The sequence below is a fragment of the Chromobacterium sphagni genome (assembly GCF_001855575.1).
Classification (GTDB): Bacteria; Pseudomonadota; Gammaproteobacteria; order Burkholderiales; family Chromobacteriaceae; genus Chromobacterium; species Chromobacterium sphagni.
Genome location: NZ_MKCS01000001.1, coordinates 1,629,744 through 1,646,639, shown reverse-complemented (window position 1 = coordinate 1,646,639; position 16,896 = coordinate 1,629,744). Strand labels below are relative to the sequence as shown.

Sequence of the window (16,896 nt, the reverse complement as noted above, 5' to 3'; positions counted from 1 at the left end):
TAACGCAGCGCGCGCCGCGGCACAAAGGAAGGATTACCGCGACGGCCCGCCGGGGCCAGCTACCAACAGGCGCGCTTGAACAGGCTGAGCTGGTTGACGCGGAACAGCCGCGCCGGGCGCTGGCTGCCGCCCTGGAACTGGTCGGTGGCCAACAGGATGTCAGCCTGGTCGGCGGATTCGCCCGGATGGGCCTCCGCTACCTTGATCCCCAGCCGCGAGCGGAAGGTGCCGCGCGAAACCGTTTCGCCAAAAATCTGCTCGTATGTGCGCTGCAACTGGGTGAGGGTGAACAACTCCGGCAGCAGCCAACACGGCAGCGTGGAGTAGCTGGCCTTGTTGCGCACCCGCCGCACCGCCTCGCGGATCTGCTCCGCATGGTCGAAGGCCAGGTCCGGCAGGCCATCCACGTCATGGAAGTGGAACACCTCGTCACCGGCCTGGCGCAGCTCCTCGTAGGGCATCAGCGCCACATGAGAAATCGCCACCGACCAGCCGCGCGGATCGCGCTGAGGTCCGGCAAAGGTGCGCAACTGCTCCAGGTAACGCGGCTGCAATCCGGTTTTCTGTTTCAATACCCTGTAGGCAGTGGCTTCGATGGAACCGTCCTTGTCCACATGCACATAGCCGCCCGGCAAAGCCAGGCAATCCTGAAACGGCGCGCGGGCGCGCCGGTGCAGCGCCACCTGCAGCTTGCCCTGGTGCAGGGTGAGCAGGACGACGTCGACGCTGACATTCGGCGTGGTGCGCATGGAAACCTCGATATTGGACAGAGCTGCGGCATTTTCCCTCAGATAGTTGCAAAGTTCAACTAAGAGTGGATATACTGGCTCCTGTTAGTTGAAAATTACGACTAAGGGTGGAGAAATGATCACGATTTCGGTTTTGACCCAGGACGGCGGCCAGCGCGCTCTGCAGATGGATAGCCTGGTTTTCCCCGGCGGGGAGGTCCAGGTGACAGTGGAGCAGGGCGCGCCGGCGAGCGCGCTGCGCATCCACGCCCACCTGGACAGCTCGCAGACCATCATGACCCTGCTGATGGCCACCGACGCGCTGCGCCGCGCCTATCCCGGCCTGCCGCTGGATCTGTTCATGCCTTATGCGCCCTATGCCCGCCAGGACCGGGTGGCCAACCTGGGCGAGGCGCACGGCGCCAAGGTGTTCTGCAATTTGATCAACGCCCAGAGCTACCGCCGGGTGGTGATTCAGGACCCGCACAGCGATGTGGTGACCGCGCTGCTGGACCGGGTGGAAGTGGAAGATCCGCTGCCGGCGCTGCGCCGGGCGCTGGAAATCATCGGCCCGGCCACGCTGGTGGCGCCGGATGCCGGCGCGCGCAAGCGGGTGCAGAAGTTGGCGCAGCAGCTGGGCTGCCAGGCGGCCTTCGCCGACAAGATCCGCAATACCCACACCGGCACCATCACCGGCAGCGAACTGTCCGGCCCGCTGCCCGCGGGACCGCTGCTGATCGTCGACGACATCTGCGACGGCGGCCGCACCTTCACCGAGCTGGCCGCCGCCATCGCCGCGCGCCAGCAGCAAGAAGGCCTGGCTGCCCCGCTCTATCTGTATGTCACCCACGGCATCTTCAGCAAAGGGCTGGATCCGCTCTTGGCCCGCTTCCAGCAAGTCTTCGCCCGCAACGACTGGCGCGGCGACGCCCGCTGCCAGTTGGTCTGACATCCCATCTTCAGGAGAAAACGCATGCAAGCCGCAAACCAAGACAAGAACCAGCTGGTGCCGTTCAACCTGGCGGACTTCTACAAGACCGGCCACCCGTCGATGTATCCGCAGTCCACTACCCGGCTGGTGGCCAACTTCACGCCGCGCTCGGCCAAGTACGCGCCGGTGCTACCGCAGCTGTTCGACGACAAGGTGGTGTGGTTCGGCCTGCAGGGCTTCATCCAGCAATACCTGATCGACCTGTTCAACCGCGAATTCTTCCAGCGCCCGAAGGCGGACGCGGTACGCAAATACCAGCGCCGCATGGATACCGCGCTGGGACCGGGCGCAGTATCGGCCGCCCGCCTGGAAGCGCTGCACCAGCTAGGCTATCTGCCGCTGGAAATCCGCTCGCTGCCGGAAGGCTCGCGGGTGGACATCAAGGTGCCGCCCATCACCTTCAGCAACACCCACCCCCAGTTTCCGTGGATCGCGACTTATTTTGAAACCCTGTTCAGCTGCGAAAGCTGGAAACCGTCCACCGTGGCCACCATCGCTTTCGAATTCCGCAAGCTGCTGACCTACTTCGCCCGGCTCACCGGCGCGCCGCAGGACTTCGTCAACTGGCAGGGCCACGATTTCTCGATGCGCGGCATGAGCGGCGTGCACGACGCCATGCGCTGCGGCGCAGGCCACCTGCTGTCGTTCACCGGCAGCGACACCATCCCGGCGCTGGACTATCTGGAAGACTATTACGGCGCCGACGCCGACCGGGAGCTGGTAGGCGGCTCCATCCCGGCGTCGGAACATAGCGTGATGGCGCTGCGCATCCTGCTGACGCAGCAAAAGCTGGGCCGCATGCCCGTCCACTCAAGCCTGGATGACAAGGCGCTGCGCCGGCTGGCAGAGCGTGAAGTGGTGCGCGAATTCATCCGCCAGGACTACCCGTCAGGCATGGTGTCCATCGTCAGCGACACTTTCGATTTCTGGAACGTGGTCACCGTGATCGCCCGCGAATTGAAGGAGGACATCCTGGCGCGCGCGCCGGACGCGCTGGGCAACGCCAAAGTGGTGTTCCGTCCGGACTCCGGCGATCCGGTGAAAATCCTCACCGGCTACCGCGACGACGAGCTGCTGTTCGACGACGCCGGCAACTGCTCCGCGCGCGAGGATGGCCGCCGCGTCAGCGCCGCCGAGCGCAAAGGCGCGGTGGAATGCCTGTGGGACATCTTCGGCGGCAGCGTCACCGAGCAGGGTTACAAGGTGCTGGATAGCCACATCGGCCTGATCTACGGCGACTCCATCACCCTGCCGCGCGCCCGCGACATCCTGCTGCGCCTGGCCGCCAAGGGCTACGCCTCCAGTAATGTGGTGCTGGGCATAGGCAGCTACGTCTACGGCATGAATTCGCGCGACACCTTCGGCTACGCGCTGAAAGCCGTCTACGCCGAGGTGGACGGCGAAGCGGTGGACATCTACAAGGACCCGGCCACCGACGACGGCACCAAGAAGTCAGCCAAGGGACTGGTGCGGGTAGAGGAACAGGACGGCCGCTTCGTGCTGCTCCAGCAGCAAACGCCGGAGCAGGCTGCCGGCGGCGCGCTGCGGACGGTGTTCCGCGACGGCGAGCTGCTGCATGCTCAAACCCTGGCTGAAATCCGCCAGAGGCTGCAGGCCTCGTGGACCTGCCCTCCAGCAGGGTCGATCGCCTGGGAATAAACCCGCCAACGGCGGACCTTTGGCCAGATTCTGCCACTATAAAAAACCGGCTTCGCCTGCAGGCAGAGCCGGTTTTATCTTGCAACAGGCGGCTCAGGCTGGCTCCAGCTGCTCGCCGCTCTTCAGCCCAACCATGCCCGGCATGGGCCGATACAGCGCCTGCCGCAGGGCGGCGGCGGCATCGTCGAAGGCCGCGCCGGCCTCGTCCACGCAGCCGGCCAGATTGAAAAAACCATGGATCAGACCGGGATACCGGCGGTGCTGCGCCACGCCCCCTGCCGCCGCCAGCCTGTCGGCATAGGCTTCGCCCTCGTCTCGCAGCGGATCGAAACCGGCGGTCTGGATGTAGGCGGGCGGAGCGCCGGCCAGATCGGCGAAAATAGGCGATACCTGCGGATGGCGCAACTGGCCGCCTCCAGTGTAATGGCCCAGGCACCAGCGCATGGTGGGCCAATCCAGATAAAAACCGCGGGCAAAGCGCTGAACAGAAGGAAAACTGGCAGTACTGTCCACCACCGGATACCACAATATCTGGAAGCAGGGCCTGACCGGGTCGCTCCGCGTCGCCAGCGCGGCGACAGTGGCGAGATTGCCGCCGGCGCTGTCGCCGCCAACAGCCAGCCGCGCCGGGTCAACGTCCCAGCGCGCGCAGTTGGCCGCCACCGCGCGCAAGGCATCAACGGCGTCGTCGACGGCCGCTGGGAACGGATGCTCCGGCGCCAGGCGATAATCGATGGATACCACCTGGCAGGGGGTCGCGGCGGCAAGCGCGCGACAGGGCAAATCGTGCGAGTCGAGCGACCCCGCCACGAAGCCGCCGCCATGGTAGAACACCAATGTCGGCGCCGGTAGCGCCAGCCCCCCCGGACGATACAGCCGGGCGCGGATCGGACCGGCCGAACCATCCAGCTCAATGTCGCGGTGGCTGACCGAAGCGGGTACATCCTGAGCCAACAGGCCTCCCTCCCTCTCCAGCTGCCGCCTGGCGGCGGCCACGCCCATCCGATGCCAGGACCGCTTTCCACTTAGCCAGCGCAGCCTCAGCATCAGTTGCAACTGGCGGTTGAGCGGCGCACCATCCACCCGCCGTGGCCGGCCCGCCAGCAAGGCCAGCCATAGCGCCGGCAATCCCAGCGCGCGGCGCGCCGACGCCCGCTCCAGCCGTAGCAGCAGCGCTGCCACCACCCCGCTCATTGCGCCACTCCGGCGCATCGGCAAGCGGTGGGCATCAGTCCACCCGCATCGACAGCGGGTGGTTGTCGCCACCCGGTTCGGCGCGCAGCGCACGCCTGGCATAGTACGCAAATCCGGCCAGGGAACGCTTGCCCTGCAGTATCCAGTCGTGCGCTTCACGCGCCAGCTCCGGCTCCAGTTCGTGGATGCTGCCGGCCGCCTCGGCCAGCAATTGCAATTTGGCAGCGCGCTCGCACTGGATCGCCATCATGCAAGCCTCCTCCACCGAACCGCAGGCCACCACCAGGCCATGATGGGCCAGCAACGCAGCGCGCTTGCTCCCCAGCACCGCGCTGATGATTTCTCCCTCGCTGTTGCCCACCGGCACGCCGGGCCACTTGGCCAGAAAGGCGACATCGTCATACAACATGCAGGCGTCCATGTGCGCCACCCTGAGCGGCCGCCCCAGCATCGACAACGCAGACACATGAACCGGGTGGGTGTGGATGATGCACTGCACGTCGGGGCGGGCCCGATAGATCCAGCTATGGAAGCGGTTGGCGGGATTGGGCATGCCCCGGCCTTCCAGCACCTCCAGGTCGGCGTCCACCTGCAGCAAATTCCCGGCCGAAATCTCGTCGAAGCCCAGCCCCAGCCGCTGAGTGTAGTAAGCGCCCGGCTGCTCCGCTCTCGCGGTTATCTGCCCGGCGAGACCGGAATCGTGCCCCTGGGCGAACAGGATGCGACAGGTCAGCGCCACCCTTTCGCGCAAGGTCCAGCTCCCCGCCGTCAGATGCTGCTGCATTTGCCCCTTGGCCCGGTCTATCAATTGCTGCTTGTCCATTGCCATGGTATCCACCATGAGTCTCCTTAATGATTCGGGTAGAAAGGCGTCGGCAGATCCGGAAGCCGCGCCCGGCCGCGACGAGCCCGGGCGGGCGCCTCCCCCATCAGGCCATCGCCGCTTGCGCGCGCTCCTGATAGGCCTCTTCGATGGAACTGAAGAAGTCCAGACGCGCGTCCACCAAGCTCATCCCTGCCGACAACATCACGTCGATCTGCTCCGGAGTCGAGCTGGCGATATCCAGCATGATTTCGCGTATGGTGTCGGCATGGCCGTCGTCGCATTCGACATGGATATGGAAGAACTCGATATCGCGCCGGATAGCGCCCTGCGCCTCGAAGCCACGAATGATTTCGCCATACATCACCGGCACTAGGCCTTCCGCACCCAGACACAACGCGCCCAAGCCAGCCGCCGGATTCAGGTTGCGGCAATGCAGGAACATGCTGTCTATCAAACGGCGGGTTCCGGCCAGCGGCTGAGCGCCGTCCAGCGACAACGAATAGTGTTCCAGCATCTCCCGATAGATAAGATGGTGTGGGCGCGGACTGTTCGGCGCCAGCCCCAGCTCCTCGAACAGGTTTTCCGCCAGTTCCAACACTTCTTCGTTGCTGGGCAGATTGGCCATCATCGCGCACAGGTAGCGCGTGAAGTAGGCGCTATACAGCCCCTGCTGCACCAGGAATATCTTCAACTCGTCCAGGGAAACTTCGCCAGAACGACAGCGTTTCAGGAAGGAGTGTGACCGGATGCGTTCGATCAATTGCTCCTTGGTCGATTCAAACAGCGCCAGTTGCATGTCCATAGAGTTTGCTCCAAAACCAAGATTGAGAAGGTCCTTTCAGACCGATCGGATAATGAGGCCGCTTACCGTTGCGGCGATGGCACAACGTGTCCGGTCGGTGGCCGGCCGCCTCTGCTAGCCCAGGCGTACATGGGGCGATACGCCACCTCGGGATGGAATCCTTAAATCACAATTAAATGTGATTAACTTCGTCGAAAAATAATCAAAATACTAATTTCAATCGATAAAATCGTAACAAAAACAAGTAGAGTAGATTATTTCTCACCTCCAACCATCCAATTTGGATTTATGTCTTTAACATAACTTACATTTGTCATTGCCCGGCATAGCTGCCAGACTTTCGAGGCGAAAACAAGCCATACCCAAATTGTTCCTTTGTCATTGAATCCGCAGTTGAAAGTCAGAGAAGGTTCTATGCACCCGCAAGACCATGTCATCCGTGCTTTGCCCGACCTGCTGTCGGCCGTCACAATCGAACAAATCAAGCACCGCTGCCAGCAACTGGTTTCCAACATCGGCCTTGACTTCTTCCTGATCGGAATCGAAACCTCGCCTGGCGAGGGACTGTCGCCCAGGGTGGAAACCAACTACCCGTCCGCCTGGATGGAGCGCTACGCCCGCTTGCAATGGGTGGACCACGACCCCGTGGTGCGGCATTGCCGCCAGTCCGCGGTGCCGCTGATCTGGCACCGCGGCTGCTTCGAGGACAGCGCCTCCCAGCACCTGTTCGAGGAGGCGTCGGCCTACGGCGTTTCCGCGGGAGTGGCCACGTCGCTGCGCGGCGTTGGACGCAGCCATCCGATGATGATGTCGGTGGCATGCGACGCCCGAGCCGACCCGCAAACCGACAGCTGGCTGCAAACCCTGACGCCGACCGTGCATCTGCTGTGCTCGTACGCCTACGAGGCGATCTGCCGGATCGATGAATCGCACGCCGCCGTGCAGGTCAGTCTGACCCAGCGCGAGAACGAATGCCTGCACTGGGCCGCCGCCGGGAAAACCTCCTGGGAAACCTCCCGCATCCTGCGCTGCTCCGAATCCACCGTGAATTTTCATATTCGCAACATCATCAATAAATTGAACGTGTCCAATCGCCGCCAGGCTGTCGCCCGCGCGCTGGCAATCGGCCTGATTTCCGCCTGAATCAGCCCGCCAGCACCGCCCCGGCGGTAGCCTCCGGATGGGTGACCAGACTCTGCAGTTCCTGACGCTTGAGCTTGCCGCTCGGAGTGGTGGCGATATCGGCCACCAGTTCAATGCGGTCCGGCCGCAAGGCCTTTGGCCGCAGTTCGCGCTGAATGCGCCTCATCAGATCCTCCACCAGCGCCGCGCCAACGGAACCGCCGGCGGTAGCCACCACGTAGGCGCGCAGCCGAGTCAACCCTTCGGCGGTGACAACCGGCAGCGCAGCCGCTTTCAACACCCGCTTGTCGCTCACCAGAAAGGCTTCCAGCTCCTGCGGGCTGACCCAGTAGCCGGCCACCTTGATGCGCTCGCTGTCGCGCGAGACAAAGCCCAGCCCTTCGCCGTCACGGATAAACAGGTCGCGGGTGGGAAACTGTTCCGGCGCCGGATCGACGACACCGGCCTCGCCCGGGCGAAGATAGCCCAGCATCAGACAGCCGCCGGCCAATCCCAGGGTGAAAACGTCGGACGGCAGTTCGTCAGTGCTGACATGCGGAGTTTCGAAGTAACGGAATCCCTCCACTTGCCGCAGTCCCGGCCCCGCATCCGCCGTTTCCGACAGATAGGGCGCGAAAGTTTCGGTAGTGCCGATGGAGTCAAGCATCCGCGCGCCGGTCAAAGCCTGCCAGCGCTGCCGTATCGCTGCCGGCAGCCGCTCGCCGGCGGCGAAGGCGAGCCGCAACGAGCGAAAGTCGTACTCCCGCTCCGCCCGAGCCATCAGCAGATGGTATAGCGTGGGCACCGCCAGGAAGGCCGTCACCGCCTCAGCCTCGATCGTGTCGAGAAAATCGGTGTGGCGGCTCCACTCCGGCAACAGCACCGCGGTCGCGCCAACGCTGAGAGGCGCATGCAGCCCCTGCAGACCGAAGGAGAAAAACGGTCCCGTGCTGGCCAGCACTCGGTCTCCGGACTCCAGCCCCCACATTGGCCGGGTGACCACCCGTTCGAACTCCCAGAACGATCGGTGCGAATGGACACACAACTTGGGCCGGCCAGTGGAGCCGGAAGTCGCCAGCACCAGCGCCGGACGCAAATCGAAACTGGCCTCAATGCCGCCCACCGGGTGCGGCAAGTCCGGCTCTCCCTTCCTGGCCGCCAGTTCTTCCACCGTGCTCATCGCCTCGCCCTGCGCCTGCCGCACCGTTCGGTCGGCCAGGATCAGTTCCGGGTCGTAGCTTTGCCACAGGCCTTCGTAATGATCCGCCGGCAGATCCGGATGAACCATGAAGGCCAGCCGTTGTGAACGCATGGCCGCCAGCCAGTAGACGACGGTCTCCAACGTCGCCGAACCGATCAGCGCCACGCGCTGGCCGGCACGGTTGCCGGCCAGCAGAATGTCCATTTCGCGCGCCGCCGCCAGGGTCAAGGCTTGCAGCTGGCGATAGCTGAGCGTGCGTCGGCCGCGCGCGCCGCGCTCTATCAAGGCGATGCAATCGCCGCGCCCGGCGCGCACATGGCGGTCCACCATCAGGTCGACGCAGCCGGGGCTGGATTCAATACGCATATCTAGAACCTCTGAATGATGAAAGTGCCGGGCCGCCAAGCGGCCAAGCGGCCAAGCGGCCAAGCTCAGTTTTCCAGCTCCGCCGCCTCCGGCTGCGCCAGGCGGCTGAAATCCATTGTCGGCACACCGCGCCGGAACAGGTCGCGCAAGCGGGTCATCGTCGACAGCGGGTTGGGCCGCTGAAACACATTGCGTCCCACGCAGATTCCGCCGGTATCATGGCGCACCACCGCCGCGGCCAGCTCCAGCAAAGACAGCTCGTCGGCCAGCGCGCCGCCGGCGAACAACACCGGCGTATGCTCCTGGATGCCATCCACCAGTTCAGGGATGCGGTTCAGATCTTCCGGCGCGGCCACCTTCAACGCGTCCACGCCCAGTTCCACCGCCGCGCGCATGAAATGGCGCAGGTGGGTAAGCTCCTTGCCCTGCAGCGGCCCCTTGTCATAAACCATGTTCAACACCGGCAAGCCAAAGGCATGGGCCTGATCCACCACCTGGCCGATCAGTTGCAGATTATGGTCGGCGGTAGCGGCGGAGAAATTGGTCTGAATGGAAACCGCGTCCGCGCCCAGGCGCAGCGCCGCCTCCACACTGGTGACCATCCGCTTGAAATCCGGCGTCTCTCCGACATTCAACGAGCCATTCAGATGGATCATCAGACCGCAGCCCGGCGCGCCCCCCAGGCGCTGGGCGAAGCCCTTGTGCGCCACGATGCCGGTGACGACGTCCGGGTTCAGCCAGCGCAGAACCTCTTCCACCCGATTGAGGCCCTCCAGCGGCCCCATGGTCAGGCCATGGTCGATGGGAACGATCAAGGCCTTGCCGGATTGCCGGTCAATGAAGCGGGACCAGCGACGTTTGCGTGCCATTTCAGTCATTCAAGCCTCCTTGATGCGATGGTGTGTGTGTAAACCGTGGTTTCAGGATTCGGTCAGCACCGAGCGGATAGGCCGACGCAAGATCTTGCGGGTGGGAATCGCGCTAGCCAGCGCCGCCAGGATCACCACGCCGAACAAGGTCAGCGCGTAGACCGGCACTACCCAGGCCACCTCCACCGGCACCGCGTTGCTGGAGCCGGGCGGCGTCCACATGATCTTGGCGGCGCGCACCGCCCAGGTGACGCCCAACGCGCAAGCGATGCCCAGCAAGGCGGCGGCGGCGGCCAACCAGCTGTTTTCCAGCGCAGTCAGCGTCATCACGAAGCGGCGGGTGAAACCCAGGCTGCGCAAGGTGGCGAATTCACGGGCGCGTTGCGAAAAATTCATGTAGCTGGCGTTGAGCAGGCTGGTGAAGCCGACGATGCCCGCGACGATGGCGATGAAGTTGAGGAAACCGCCCAGCACGGTTTTGACCTGCTGATAGAAGGCCGCCCGGTCGGACCAGCGGAACACGGTGACATCCAACCCCGCCTGTCTGAAGCGGGCGGCCAGCCGGTCGCGCGCGGCGTCCAGATCGGCGCCGTCGGCCAGCAACACGTGGTATTCGCTGATCTCGGAAGTGTTGAGCAAGCCCTGGGCATCGGCCATCGGCATCACGACCAGCCGGTCGTTGATTTCCTTGATGCCCCAGTCCATGATGCCGGTCGCCTGAGCCTGGGTGGCGTTGATGCGCTCAGTGCCGCGGGTGGACACCGTCAGCTCCAGCGGGCCGGGCGGGCAGTCGACCGGCCTAGATGCCGGGGTCTGGCCCGGCTGCGCCGGGGCGAAGCCTATCTTGGGCACCTGGCAGCCCAGGATGGCCGCCAGGCCCTGGCCCAACACCAGCGGATGGGCGCGTTTCTCCTGCCACAGCGGTGTGCCGGCCACCACGTCATACTCGTAGGCCGGGCCCTTGATGCGGCGCACCTCCTGCACGTCCTGGCCGATGCCTGCGAAGATGGTGCTGACCCTGGCGTTGGACACCATGCCGGAAATACGCAGGATGCGGGCTCGGGCGGCCACCGCCGGGTCAGCGGACAGCACCCGGTCGATACGGCCTTGCATCGCCGCAGTGATCGGATTCTGACCGGCGCCCTCCACTTCGCGCGCCAGCTGCGAGGACGGCCTCTCGATCACCAGGTGCCCGCGCGCGCCCCAGCGCATGAAAGCGTTTTCGATCAACTCGACGTTGGACTGCATGTAGCCGGCCAGCAGGCACAGCGCCAGAATGGACACCGCCATCACCACCAGGGTGCTGATGGATTTCCGCCCCTGCCGCCGCACATTGCGCAGCGACATGCTCAACAGTAATTTGGTATTCATCTAGATTCGCTCCTTCACATGGTCATCAGCGTGTCGAGCGCGAACAGGCTGTCCGGCGAGCTGCTGGGAACGACCTGGGCGTACTGCAGACGGCTGAAGCGGTCCGGGAAGTTGGCGTTGACGATCTTCATGCTGGACACGAATGGCTGCTCGCGGTTATTGACCTTGACCTTGTTGCCGTATTCGAAGGTGGCGGTCTTGAACACCGCGCCGCTGGCGGTCAGGAAGTCGGCCTTGACCCCCATCAAGCTGCGCTTGTCCAGGTAATAGACGATGCCCTCATAGGTGGCGCCAGGCGTGGCAGCGGTCAGTTTCAATTTGTAGCAGTCGACGCCATTGATCTGGGCGCTGCCGGCGTAGGCCGGACTGTAGTCGCGGGCATACTGGGTGGCGGCGATATCGCCGTTGGCCGCCTCCCCCACCAGCCGCTGCTGCGGGCTGATGCTGACCGGTTTGCGCAGACCCGGCTTGACGTACCACATCGCCCGCGAGGCGATCAGGATCTTCTCGCCCTGATAGCGCTTGGGTTCCACCGTGCGCGCCAGCGCCTTGCCGTCGCGTACCGCGATGTCGTAAGTGGTGCTGGTGGCGCCGGCCGGATCTTCGGTATGGATGCTCAGCGACCACTTGTAGCTGCCCCAGCCGCCCCGGGCCAGATCGGCCTTATGCAGCCAGTCGCGCATGGTCGCCTCGCTGGGCGCGTCCTCGGCGTGGGCCAGGCTGACGGTCAGCATGGTGGCCAGCATCAGGCAGGTAGTGGTGGCCAGCATCCGGGTCAATGGCACGGCCTTGCCGTCGGCTCGCACCGCGCCGCCGATACGCTTGCGGGCAGTCGCCGCCGCGCCCAGCGCGATGCCCAGCGCCGCGATGGCAACCGCCAGCAGCGCCCAGTTCAGCGGCAGGTCGAGCGCCAGCCGCACCGGCTCGGCGATGCGCGGCAGCTGGGTTTGCAGATTGGCGAAGAAGATGGCGTAGATAGTCATATAAGCGAGTCCCAGGGCAACGATGGCCGCAATCAGAGTGGTCAGCACGCTTTCCCGGACGAACAAGCCGGCGATCCTGCCGCGGCTGAAGCCCATCGCGCGCAACATGCCGATTTCGCGGGTGCGGTCGGCCACATTCATGGCCACCGTGTGCTGGATGGTGGTAAGGGCGATCACGAACACCACCGTGCCGGTGAAAGCGAACACCATGTTGAAGAAGCCCATGAAGCTGACATACAGCTGGCCGATCTGCGGGTGGTTCCAGGTGGTCACCTCGTAACGGCCGGGTGACTGGCGTTCCAGCTTGGCGGCCAGCGCGTCGCGGTAGGCCGCGGCGTTGCCGCGGTCATCCAGCAGCACCACCACCCGCGAGACCGCGTCGGTGTCGTACAGCGACTGCAACAGACTTAGCGGCGCCTTCAAGCCCTTGTCCTCTATCGCCTCGATGCCGGTGGAGAATTCACCGGTCAACGGCGCCTCGATAGCGTTCAGCCGATTGGAGTAGGACGCGCCGAACAACTGCAGGTCGCTGCCCTTGGCCGGCGAGCCCAGCAGATCCTGCAGTTGGCGTGTCAATAGCAAGCCGTCGCGACCCAGCCCGGACGGGGCGGCCGCCAGCCGGCTCTCTGACTGCAAAGCGGCTTCGAAAGCCGGATCTATGCCGCGCCCAAGAAACACCGCGTTATGCTTGCCGGTATTGACCATGCCGACCCCGACCAACTGGTCCGACACCCTGCGGAAGTGCGGCAACCCTTGCGCCAGACGGTGCAGCATCTGCTGTTCGGTACGGTCCAGCGAGTACTGCGCCGGAGTGGCGGCCAGTTGCTCCGGCCCATCCTTGCGGTAGACCTGCACATGGGCGTTGGCGTCGCGGTAGATCACCACCGAAGCCAGCGATCCCTCGACAAAGCGGATGTAGCCCAGGAACAGCAACACCGCTAGCAAGCCGACGCCCACCGCCACCACCGTGGCCAGCGTGCGCCTGCGGTCGCGATACAGATTGCGAAATGCCATCGCCCACATCACAGCACCCCTTGATCGTCGGTTTGCGGAACGGAACTGGCCGGCTCCTGGTGCGCAGCATGCTCGCGGGTGACCGACAGCTTGCCGTCGCGCAGCTCCACGATGCGGCGGACATGCTGCAGCAGCCGGTCGTCGTGGGTGGAGAACACGAAAGTCACGCCGTGGTCGGCGTTCAATTGCTTCATCAACTCGACCAGCGCAATGGCGTTGGTAGTGTCCAGGCTGGCGGTGGGCTCATCGGCGAGGATCAACTGCGGCCTGGTTACCAGCGCCCGCGCCACCGCCACCCGTTGGCGCTGGCCGCCAGACAACTGATCGGGACGGAAGCCGGCGAAGCGTTCCAGACCGACCGCGCGCAACGCGTCCTGCGAGCGCTTGCGCATTTCCTGGCGCGACAAGCCGTGCAAATGCAGCGGCAGGGCAACGTTTTCCTCGGCGGTCAACACCGGAATCAGGTTGAAGTTCTGGAAAATCATGCCGAAGGTGCGGCTGCGCAACTGGTCCAGCGCCTGCTCGTCCAGCGAGCTCACCGCCTTGCCCATCACCCGCATCTCGCCCGATGAAGGCGCGTCCAGGCAGCCGATCAGGTTGAGCATGGTGGTCTTGCCGCTGCCGCTGGGACCTGTGATGGCGACGAAATCGCCCGGCTGGACAGCGAAGCTGACGCCATCGAGCGCCACCACCTCAACATCGCCAAGCTGGTAGCGCTTGGTCACCGATGCAAATTCAACTAGGTTCACGGCAAATCTCCAGTAGGTTCTTGTTCAGGGTTAGAAATGGAATTCCAGCGCCAGATAGACGTTGCGCGGCACCGGGCGGCTCGGCTCCAGATCGCTCGGCACCCGGCTGTGCGAGACGCCGAAATAAATGGTGCTGGCGTCGCTGGGGCTATAGGACAGCTCGCAGAAGATGTCCGAACTGGACTGGTCCAATCCTTGCAGCCAGCGCGTGGTCAAGCCCCAGCGACGGTCGCCGAACAACTTGGGCCAAGTGGTCTGCAACAGCGCGTAGCGGCTTTGCACAAAGGGGTGCAGCGGCCGGTTGTGCGATGGCGAGCTGCCGCTGGACGGCGCGCCGGCGATCAGCGGATTAGCCAGCTCGGCCGGCGTCAGCGCGTAGCCGTTGTAGATCAGTTCCAATCCGATCTCAGCGCTTGAGGCCAGGCCGTAGCGCAAGCCCAGCGTGCCGTCCCAGCGCCAGCGGTCCTGATCTTGCGCCAGCAGCGGGCCGGCGGCGCCGCGCCGGGCGAAGCCGCGCGAGGCGGCGAACTCCCCGCTCAGAGTCCAGGCGTCGCCCAGACCGTATTGCGCGTAGCTGCCGGCGTAGGGCTGCAGGCCGCCGCCGCCGCCCAGTACCACGCCCAGCGTGGCCGATTGCTCGGACACCCAGCTCCATTCGCTGCGCGCCAACGCAAACTCGCCGCCGGTGCGGATGCCCGGCACCGGGTCCAGATTGGGGTCGGCCAGCAGCAGACTGAAACGGCCTCGCGTGGAAAACGGCAGACTGGCGAAGGCCATCGGCTTGCCGGCGATCTCGCGCCGCGGCGTCACTGCGCCGTTGTCCGGGAACAGGCGATTGGTGGGGCTGTATAGCATCGACGGCCCCCAACCGAGCAGGCGCTTCCCCGCCCCAACCTCGCCCTCGCCCAGCGGCACGATGGCGTAGCCTTCCATCAACGACTGCGGCTGACGCGAGGGCAGCGCGTCGGGCTTGGATTCGTCGTCCAGCCAGATCCGCGGCTTCAGCACCGCGCGGCTGCCGTCGCAGAGGCCGCCGTCGCAATGAAGCTGCAGATTGAGCCGCAGCTCGGCCGCGTTGTACTTGGCGACATTGCCACCCAGCGGCGCCGACAGGTAGTCGCGCTCGCCTATCATCTGCACGGTGGCGTCGTGCTCCATCCGCAGCGTGCTGCCGGTCGGCGCATCGCCAGCGGCCTCGTCGGCCTGGCTGGCGGCGGCGCAGAGCGCCAGCGCGGCGCCGCTCAGCAGGGACGCGATTCGGCTGGCGCAGTAGTAGTGCATGCAGGACTCGCGGTGATGGTCTCAGGCTGCAGCAACGCGTTGTAGCGCTCGCGCAGGCGGCGTTTCAGGGTTTTGCCAGTGGCGCCGATCGGGAAATCCTCCCAAGCGGTGATCCACAGATGCGACAGGCGCTGCTCCGGCTCCAACTGCCCGTTCAATTCGCGCAGCAGAGCGTCCGGCGCAATCGGCGCCGCATCGGCACGCAGCGCGACGACCGCAGCCGACAACTCGGGCGCGCCAGCCTGCGGCCGCACGCCAAACACAGTGACGTCCAGCACTCCGGCGCGCTTGAGGATGATCTCCTCCAGAGGCAGCGTGTAGACCGGGCCGGAACGGGTGTGGATCACATCCACCTCGCGGTCCAGATGGATCATTTCGCCGTCGGCATCCTCGCGCACCACATCGCCGGTGAACCACCAGCCGTCGCGCGAAGAGGCGTACAGCACGTCGTGCGCGTTCCAGTAGCCGCCGAACATGCTCTTGCCCTTGATCATCAACAGGCCGGGGCGGCCCTTTGCCACCGGCAGCCCCTCGCTGTCCGCTACCTTGATCTGCGGCCCCAGCGGCGTCTTGCGGCCGACTCGGCGATCGAAACGGCGGGTCCACGGCGTGGCGATGCGCAGCAACGCAGCGATGCCCACCTCGCTGGACCCCAGTCCGTCGATGAACAGCGAGCCGTCGACCGGCAGCCCCAGGCGACGAAAGAACGAGCCCTTTGGCAGGAATGCCCGCTGCTGGACTTCATGGCTGGCATCGGCGGTGGTGCCCCAGATCCGCACGCTGTCCAGCGTGTGACCCTGCGCGCCGGCGATCATCAGCCGGGTGTAGGTGATAGGGAAGCCGAAGAACACCGTCGGCCGCTTCTGCTCCAGTTGACGCAACAGCGCCGGCGCGCTCAGATCGCCATTAATGATGCAGCGCACCCCCATCAGCAGCGAGCCGTGCAGATACAGCTGCGACACCTGGTGGTTGAGCGGCAGCGCGAAGCTGGCCGAATCGCGCGGCGACACCAGATTGAACAGCACGATGGAGCGCAGCGACTGGGCGACGCCTTCGGATTTCAGGATCACGCCCTTCGGCATGCCGGTGGTGCCGGAGGTGTGAACGATGTACAGCGGATCGGCCGCGCCGCGCGGCCGCAGCGGCGCCGGGGCTTGGGGCTGCCGCAACAACGCGGCCAAGCCGTGCGCGCGCTCCCCGGCCTGCATCGCCGGGCTATCGGCCAGCACCGTCTGCCGCAGGGTGGCCGGCGCGAACGGTTGCAGCCTCGCCCAGGCGGCGCAGTCGGTCAGCAGCAGGCTGACGCCCATCCGCTCCATATAGAGGCCGGCAATGTCCGGCGCCACATTGGCGTTCATCGGCACCGCGATGGCTCCGACGCGAATGGCGGCGGCGGAAAACAGGAAGTAATCGAAGTCGTTGGCCTTGTAGATGGCGACCCGGTCGCCGGGAACCACTCCCTGTCCCAACCAGCAGGCGGACAGCGCGTTGACGGTTTCCAACAGTTGGCCCGCGCTCCATGCTTGGCGCCCGGTCCAGGCCAGCGGCTGCGCCAGTTCGATCAATTCGCGCTCGCCGTGGCGTCGCGCAGCGGCTTCCAGCACGGTGTCGATGCGGTCGTCCCAACTGGCAAGCAGGGCCAGCCGGCCCGGAAATCCCAAATGAATAAAGACGAAAATCAGGTAGCCGAGCGCTGCGAGCGCAATGGCGGCGAATAAATAGCTCATGGCGGCATCCGTT

At 65.0% G+C, this 16,896-nt stretch carries 14 protein-coding genes; 3 read left to right on the top strand and 11 right to left on the bottom strand.

Annotation, left to right across the window (positions count from 1 at the left end; translation table 11 throughout):
* Positions 1–59: 59 nt before the first annotated feature.
* Positions 60–749, bottom strand: a complete 690-nt coding sequence (locus BI347_RS07840) for an NUDIX hydrolase (RefSeq protein ID WP_071115658.1) — start codon at positions 747–749, stop codon at positions 60–62.
* 115 nt (positions 750–864) lie between these two features.
* Between BI347_RS07840 and BI347_RS07835 the strand changes: the two genes are divergently transcribed.
* Entirely contained in the window at positions 865–1,677 is an 813-nt protein-coding gene (locus BI347_RS07835; RefSeq protein WP_071115657.1) for a phosphoribosyltransferase family protein, read from the top strand.
* Positions 1,678–1,701: 24 nt separating this feature from the next.
* Positions 1,702–3,378 (top strand): nicotinate phosphoribosyltransferase, encoded by a 1,677-nt coding sequence (locus BI347_RS07830; protein ID WP_071115656.1) that lies wholly within the window; start codon positions 1,702–1,704, stop codon positions 3,376–3,378.
* A 93-nt stretch (positions 3,379–3,471) separates the two neighbouring features.
* On the opposite strand, the gene BI347_RS07825 is transcribed toward BI347_RS07830, so the two are convergent.
* From BI347_RS07825 to BI347_RS07815, 3 genes are all read right to left on the bottom strand, one after another.
* Positions 3,472–4,572 carry an alpha/beta hydrolase gene (locus tag BI347_RS07825; protein ID WP_071115655.1) on the bottom strand — a complete coding sequence of 367 codons (1,101 nt, stop codon included), beginning with the start codon at positions 4,570–4,572 and terminating at the stop codon, positions 3,472–3,474.
* A 34-nt stretch (positions 4,573–4,606) separates the two neighbouring features.
* Positions 4,607–5,413 (bottom strand): aldolase, encoded by an 807-nt coding sequence (locus BI347_RS07820; protein WP_071115654.1) that lies wholly within the window; start codon positions 5,411–5,413, stop codon positions 4,607–4,609.
* Positions 5,414–5,501: 88 nt separating this feature from the next.
* The gene (locus tag BI347_RS07815) at positions 5,502–6,200 is read right to left on the bottom strand and encodes an iron-containing redox enzyme family protein (RefSeq protein WP_071111841.1); all 699 of its coding nucleotides are present in this window, start codon (positions 6,198–6,200) and stop codon (positions 5,502–5,504) included.
* Between the two features lie 414 nt (positions 6,201–6,614).
* Between BI347_RS07815 and BI347_RS07810 the strand changes: the two genes are divergently transcribed.
* Positions 6,615–7,343 carry an autoinducer binding domain-containing protein gene (locus tag BI347_RS07810; RefSeq protein WP_071115653.1) on the top strand — a complete coding sequence of 243 codons (729 nt, stop codon included), beginning with the start codon at positions 6,615–6,617 and terminating at the stop codon, positions 7,341–7,343.
* 1 nt (position 7,344) lies between these two features.
* On the opposite strand, the gene BI347_RS07805 is transcribed toward BI347_RS07810, so the two are convergent.
* The 7 genes from BI347_RS07805 to BI347_RS07775 all read right to left on the bottom strand — a co-directional run bounded on the left by BI347_RS07805 (position 7,345) and on the right by BI347_RS07775 (position 16,883).
* On the bottom strand, positions 7,345–8,889 hold the full coding sequence (locus BI347_RS07805) for a class I adenylate-forming enzyme family protein (protein ID WP_071111839.1): 1,545 nt from the start codon (positions 8,887–8,889) through the stop codon (positions 7,345–7,347).
* Positions 8,890–8,954: 65 nt separating this feature from the next.
* A complete protein-coding gene (locus BI347_RS07800; protein WP_071111838.1) occupies positions 8,955–9,767 on the bottom strand; it encodes a class I fructose-bisphosphate aldolase in 813 nt (270 codons plus the stop codon).
* A 42-nt stretch (positions 9,768–9,809) separates the two neighbouring features.
* A complete protein-coding gene (locus tag BI347_RS07795) occupies positions 9,810–11,129 on the bottom strand; it encodes an ABC transporter permease (protein ID WP_071115652.1) in 1,320 nt (439 codons plus the stop codon).
* Positions 11,130–11,143: 14 nt separating this feature from the next.
* Positions 11,144–13,126, bottom strand: coding sequence for an outer membrane lipoprotein-sorting protein (locus tag BI347_RS07790; protein ID WP_158020754.1), 1,983 nt, complete (start codon positions 13,124–13,126; stop codon positions 11,144–11,146).
* 8 nt (positions 13,127–13,134) lie between these two features.
* Positions 13,135–13,875, bottom strand: coding sequence for an ABC transporter ATP-binding protein (locus BI347_RS07785; RefSeq protein ID WP_071111835.1), 741 nt, complete (start codon positions 13,873–13,875; stop codon positions 13,135–13,137).
* Between the two features lie 30 nt (positions 13,876–13,905).
* Positions 13,906–15,156 carry a hypothetical protein gene (locus tag BI347_RS07780; protein WP_071115650.1) on the bottom strand — a complete coding sequence of 417 codons (1,251 nt, stop codon included), beginning with the start codon at positions 15,154–15,156 and terminating at the stop codon, positions 13,906–13,908.
* Positions 15,117–16,883 carry a class I adenylate-forming enzyme family protein gene (locus BI347_RS07775; protein ID WP_071115649.1) on the bottom strand — a complete coding sequence of 589 codons (1,767 nt, stop codon included), beginning with the start codon at positions 16,881–16,883 and terminating at the stop codon, positions 15,117–15,119. Before BI347_RS07775 ends, BI347_RS07780 begins: the two co-directional genes overlap by 40 nt.
* Positions 16,884–16,896 lie beyond the last annotated feature (13 nt).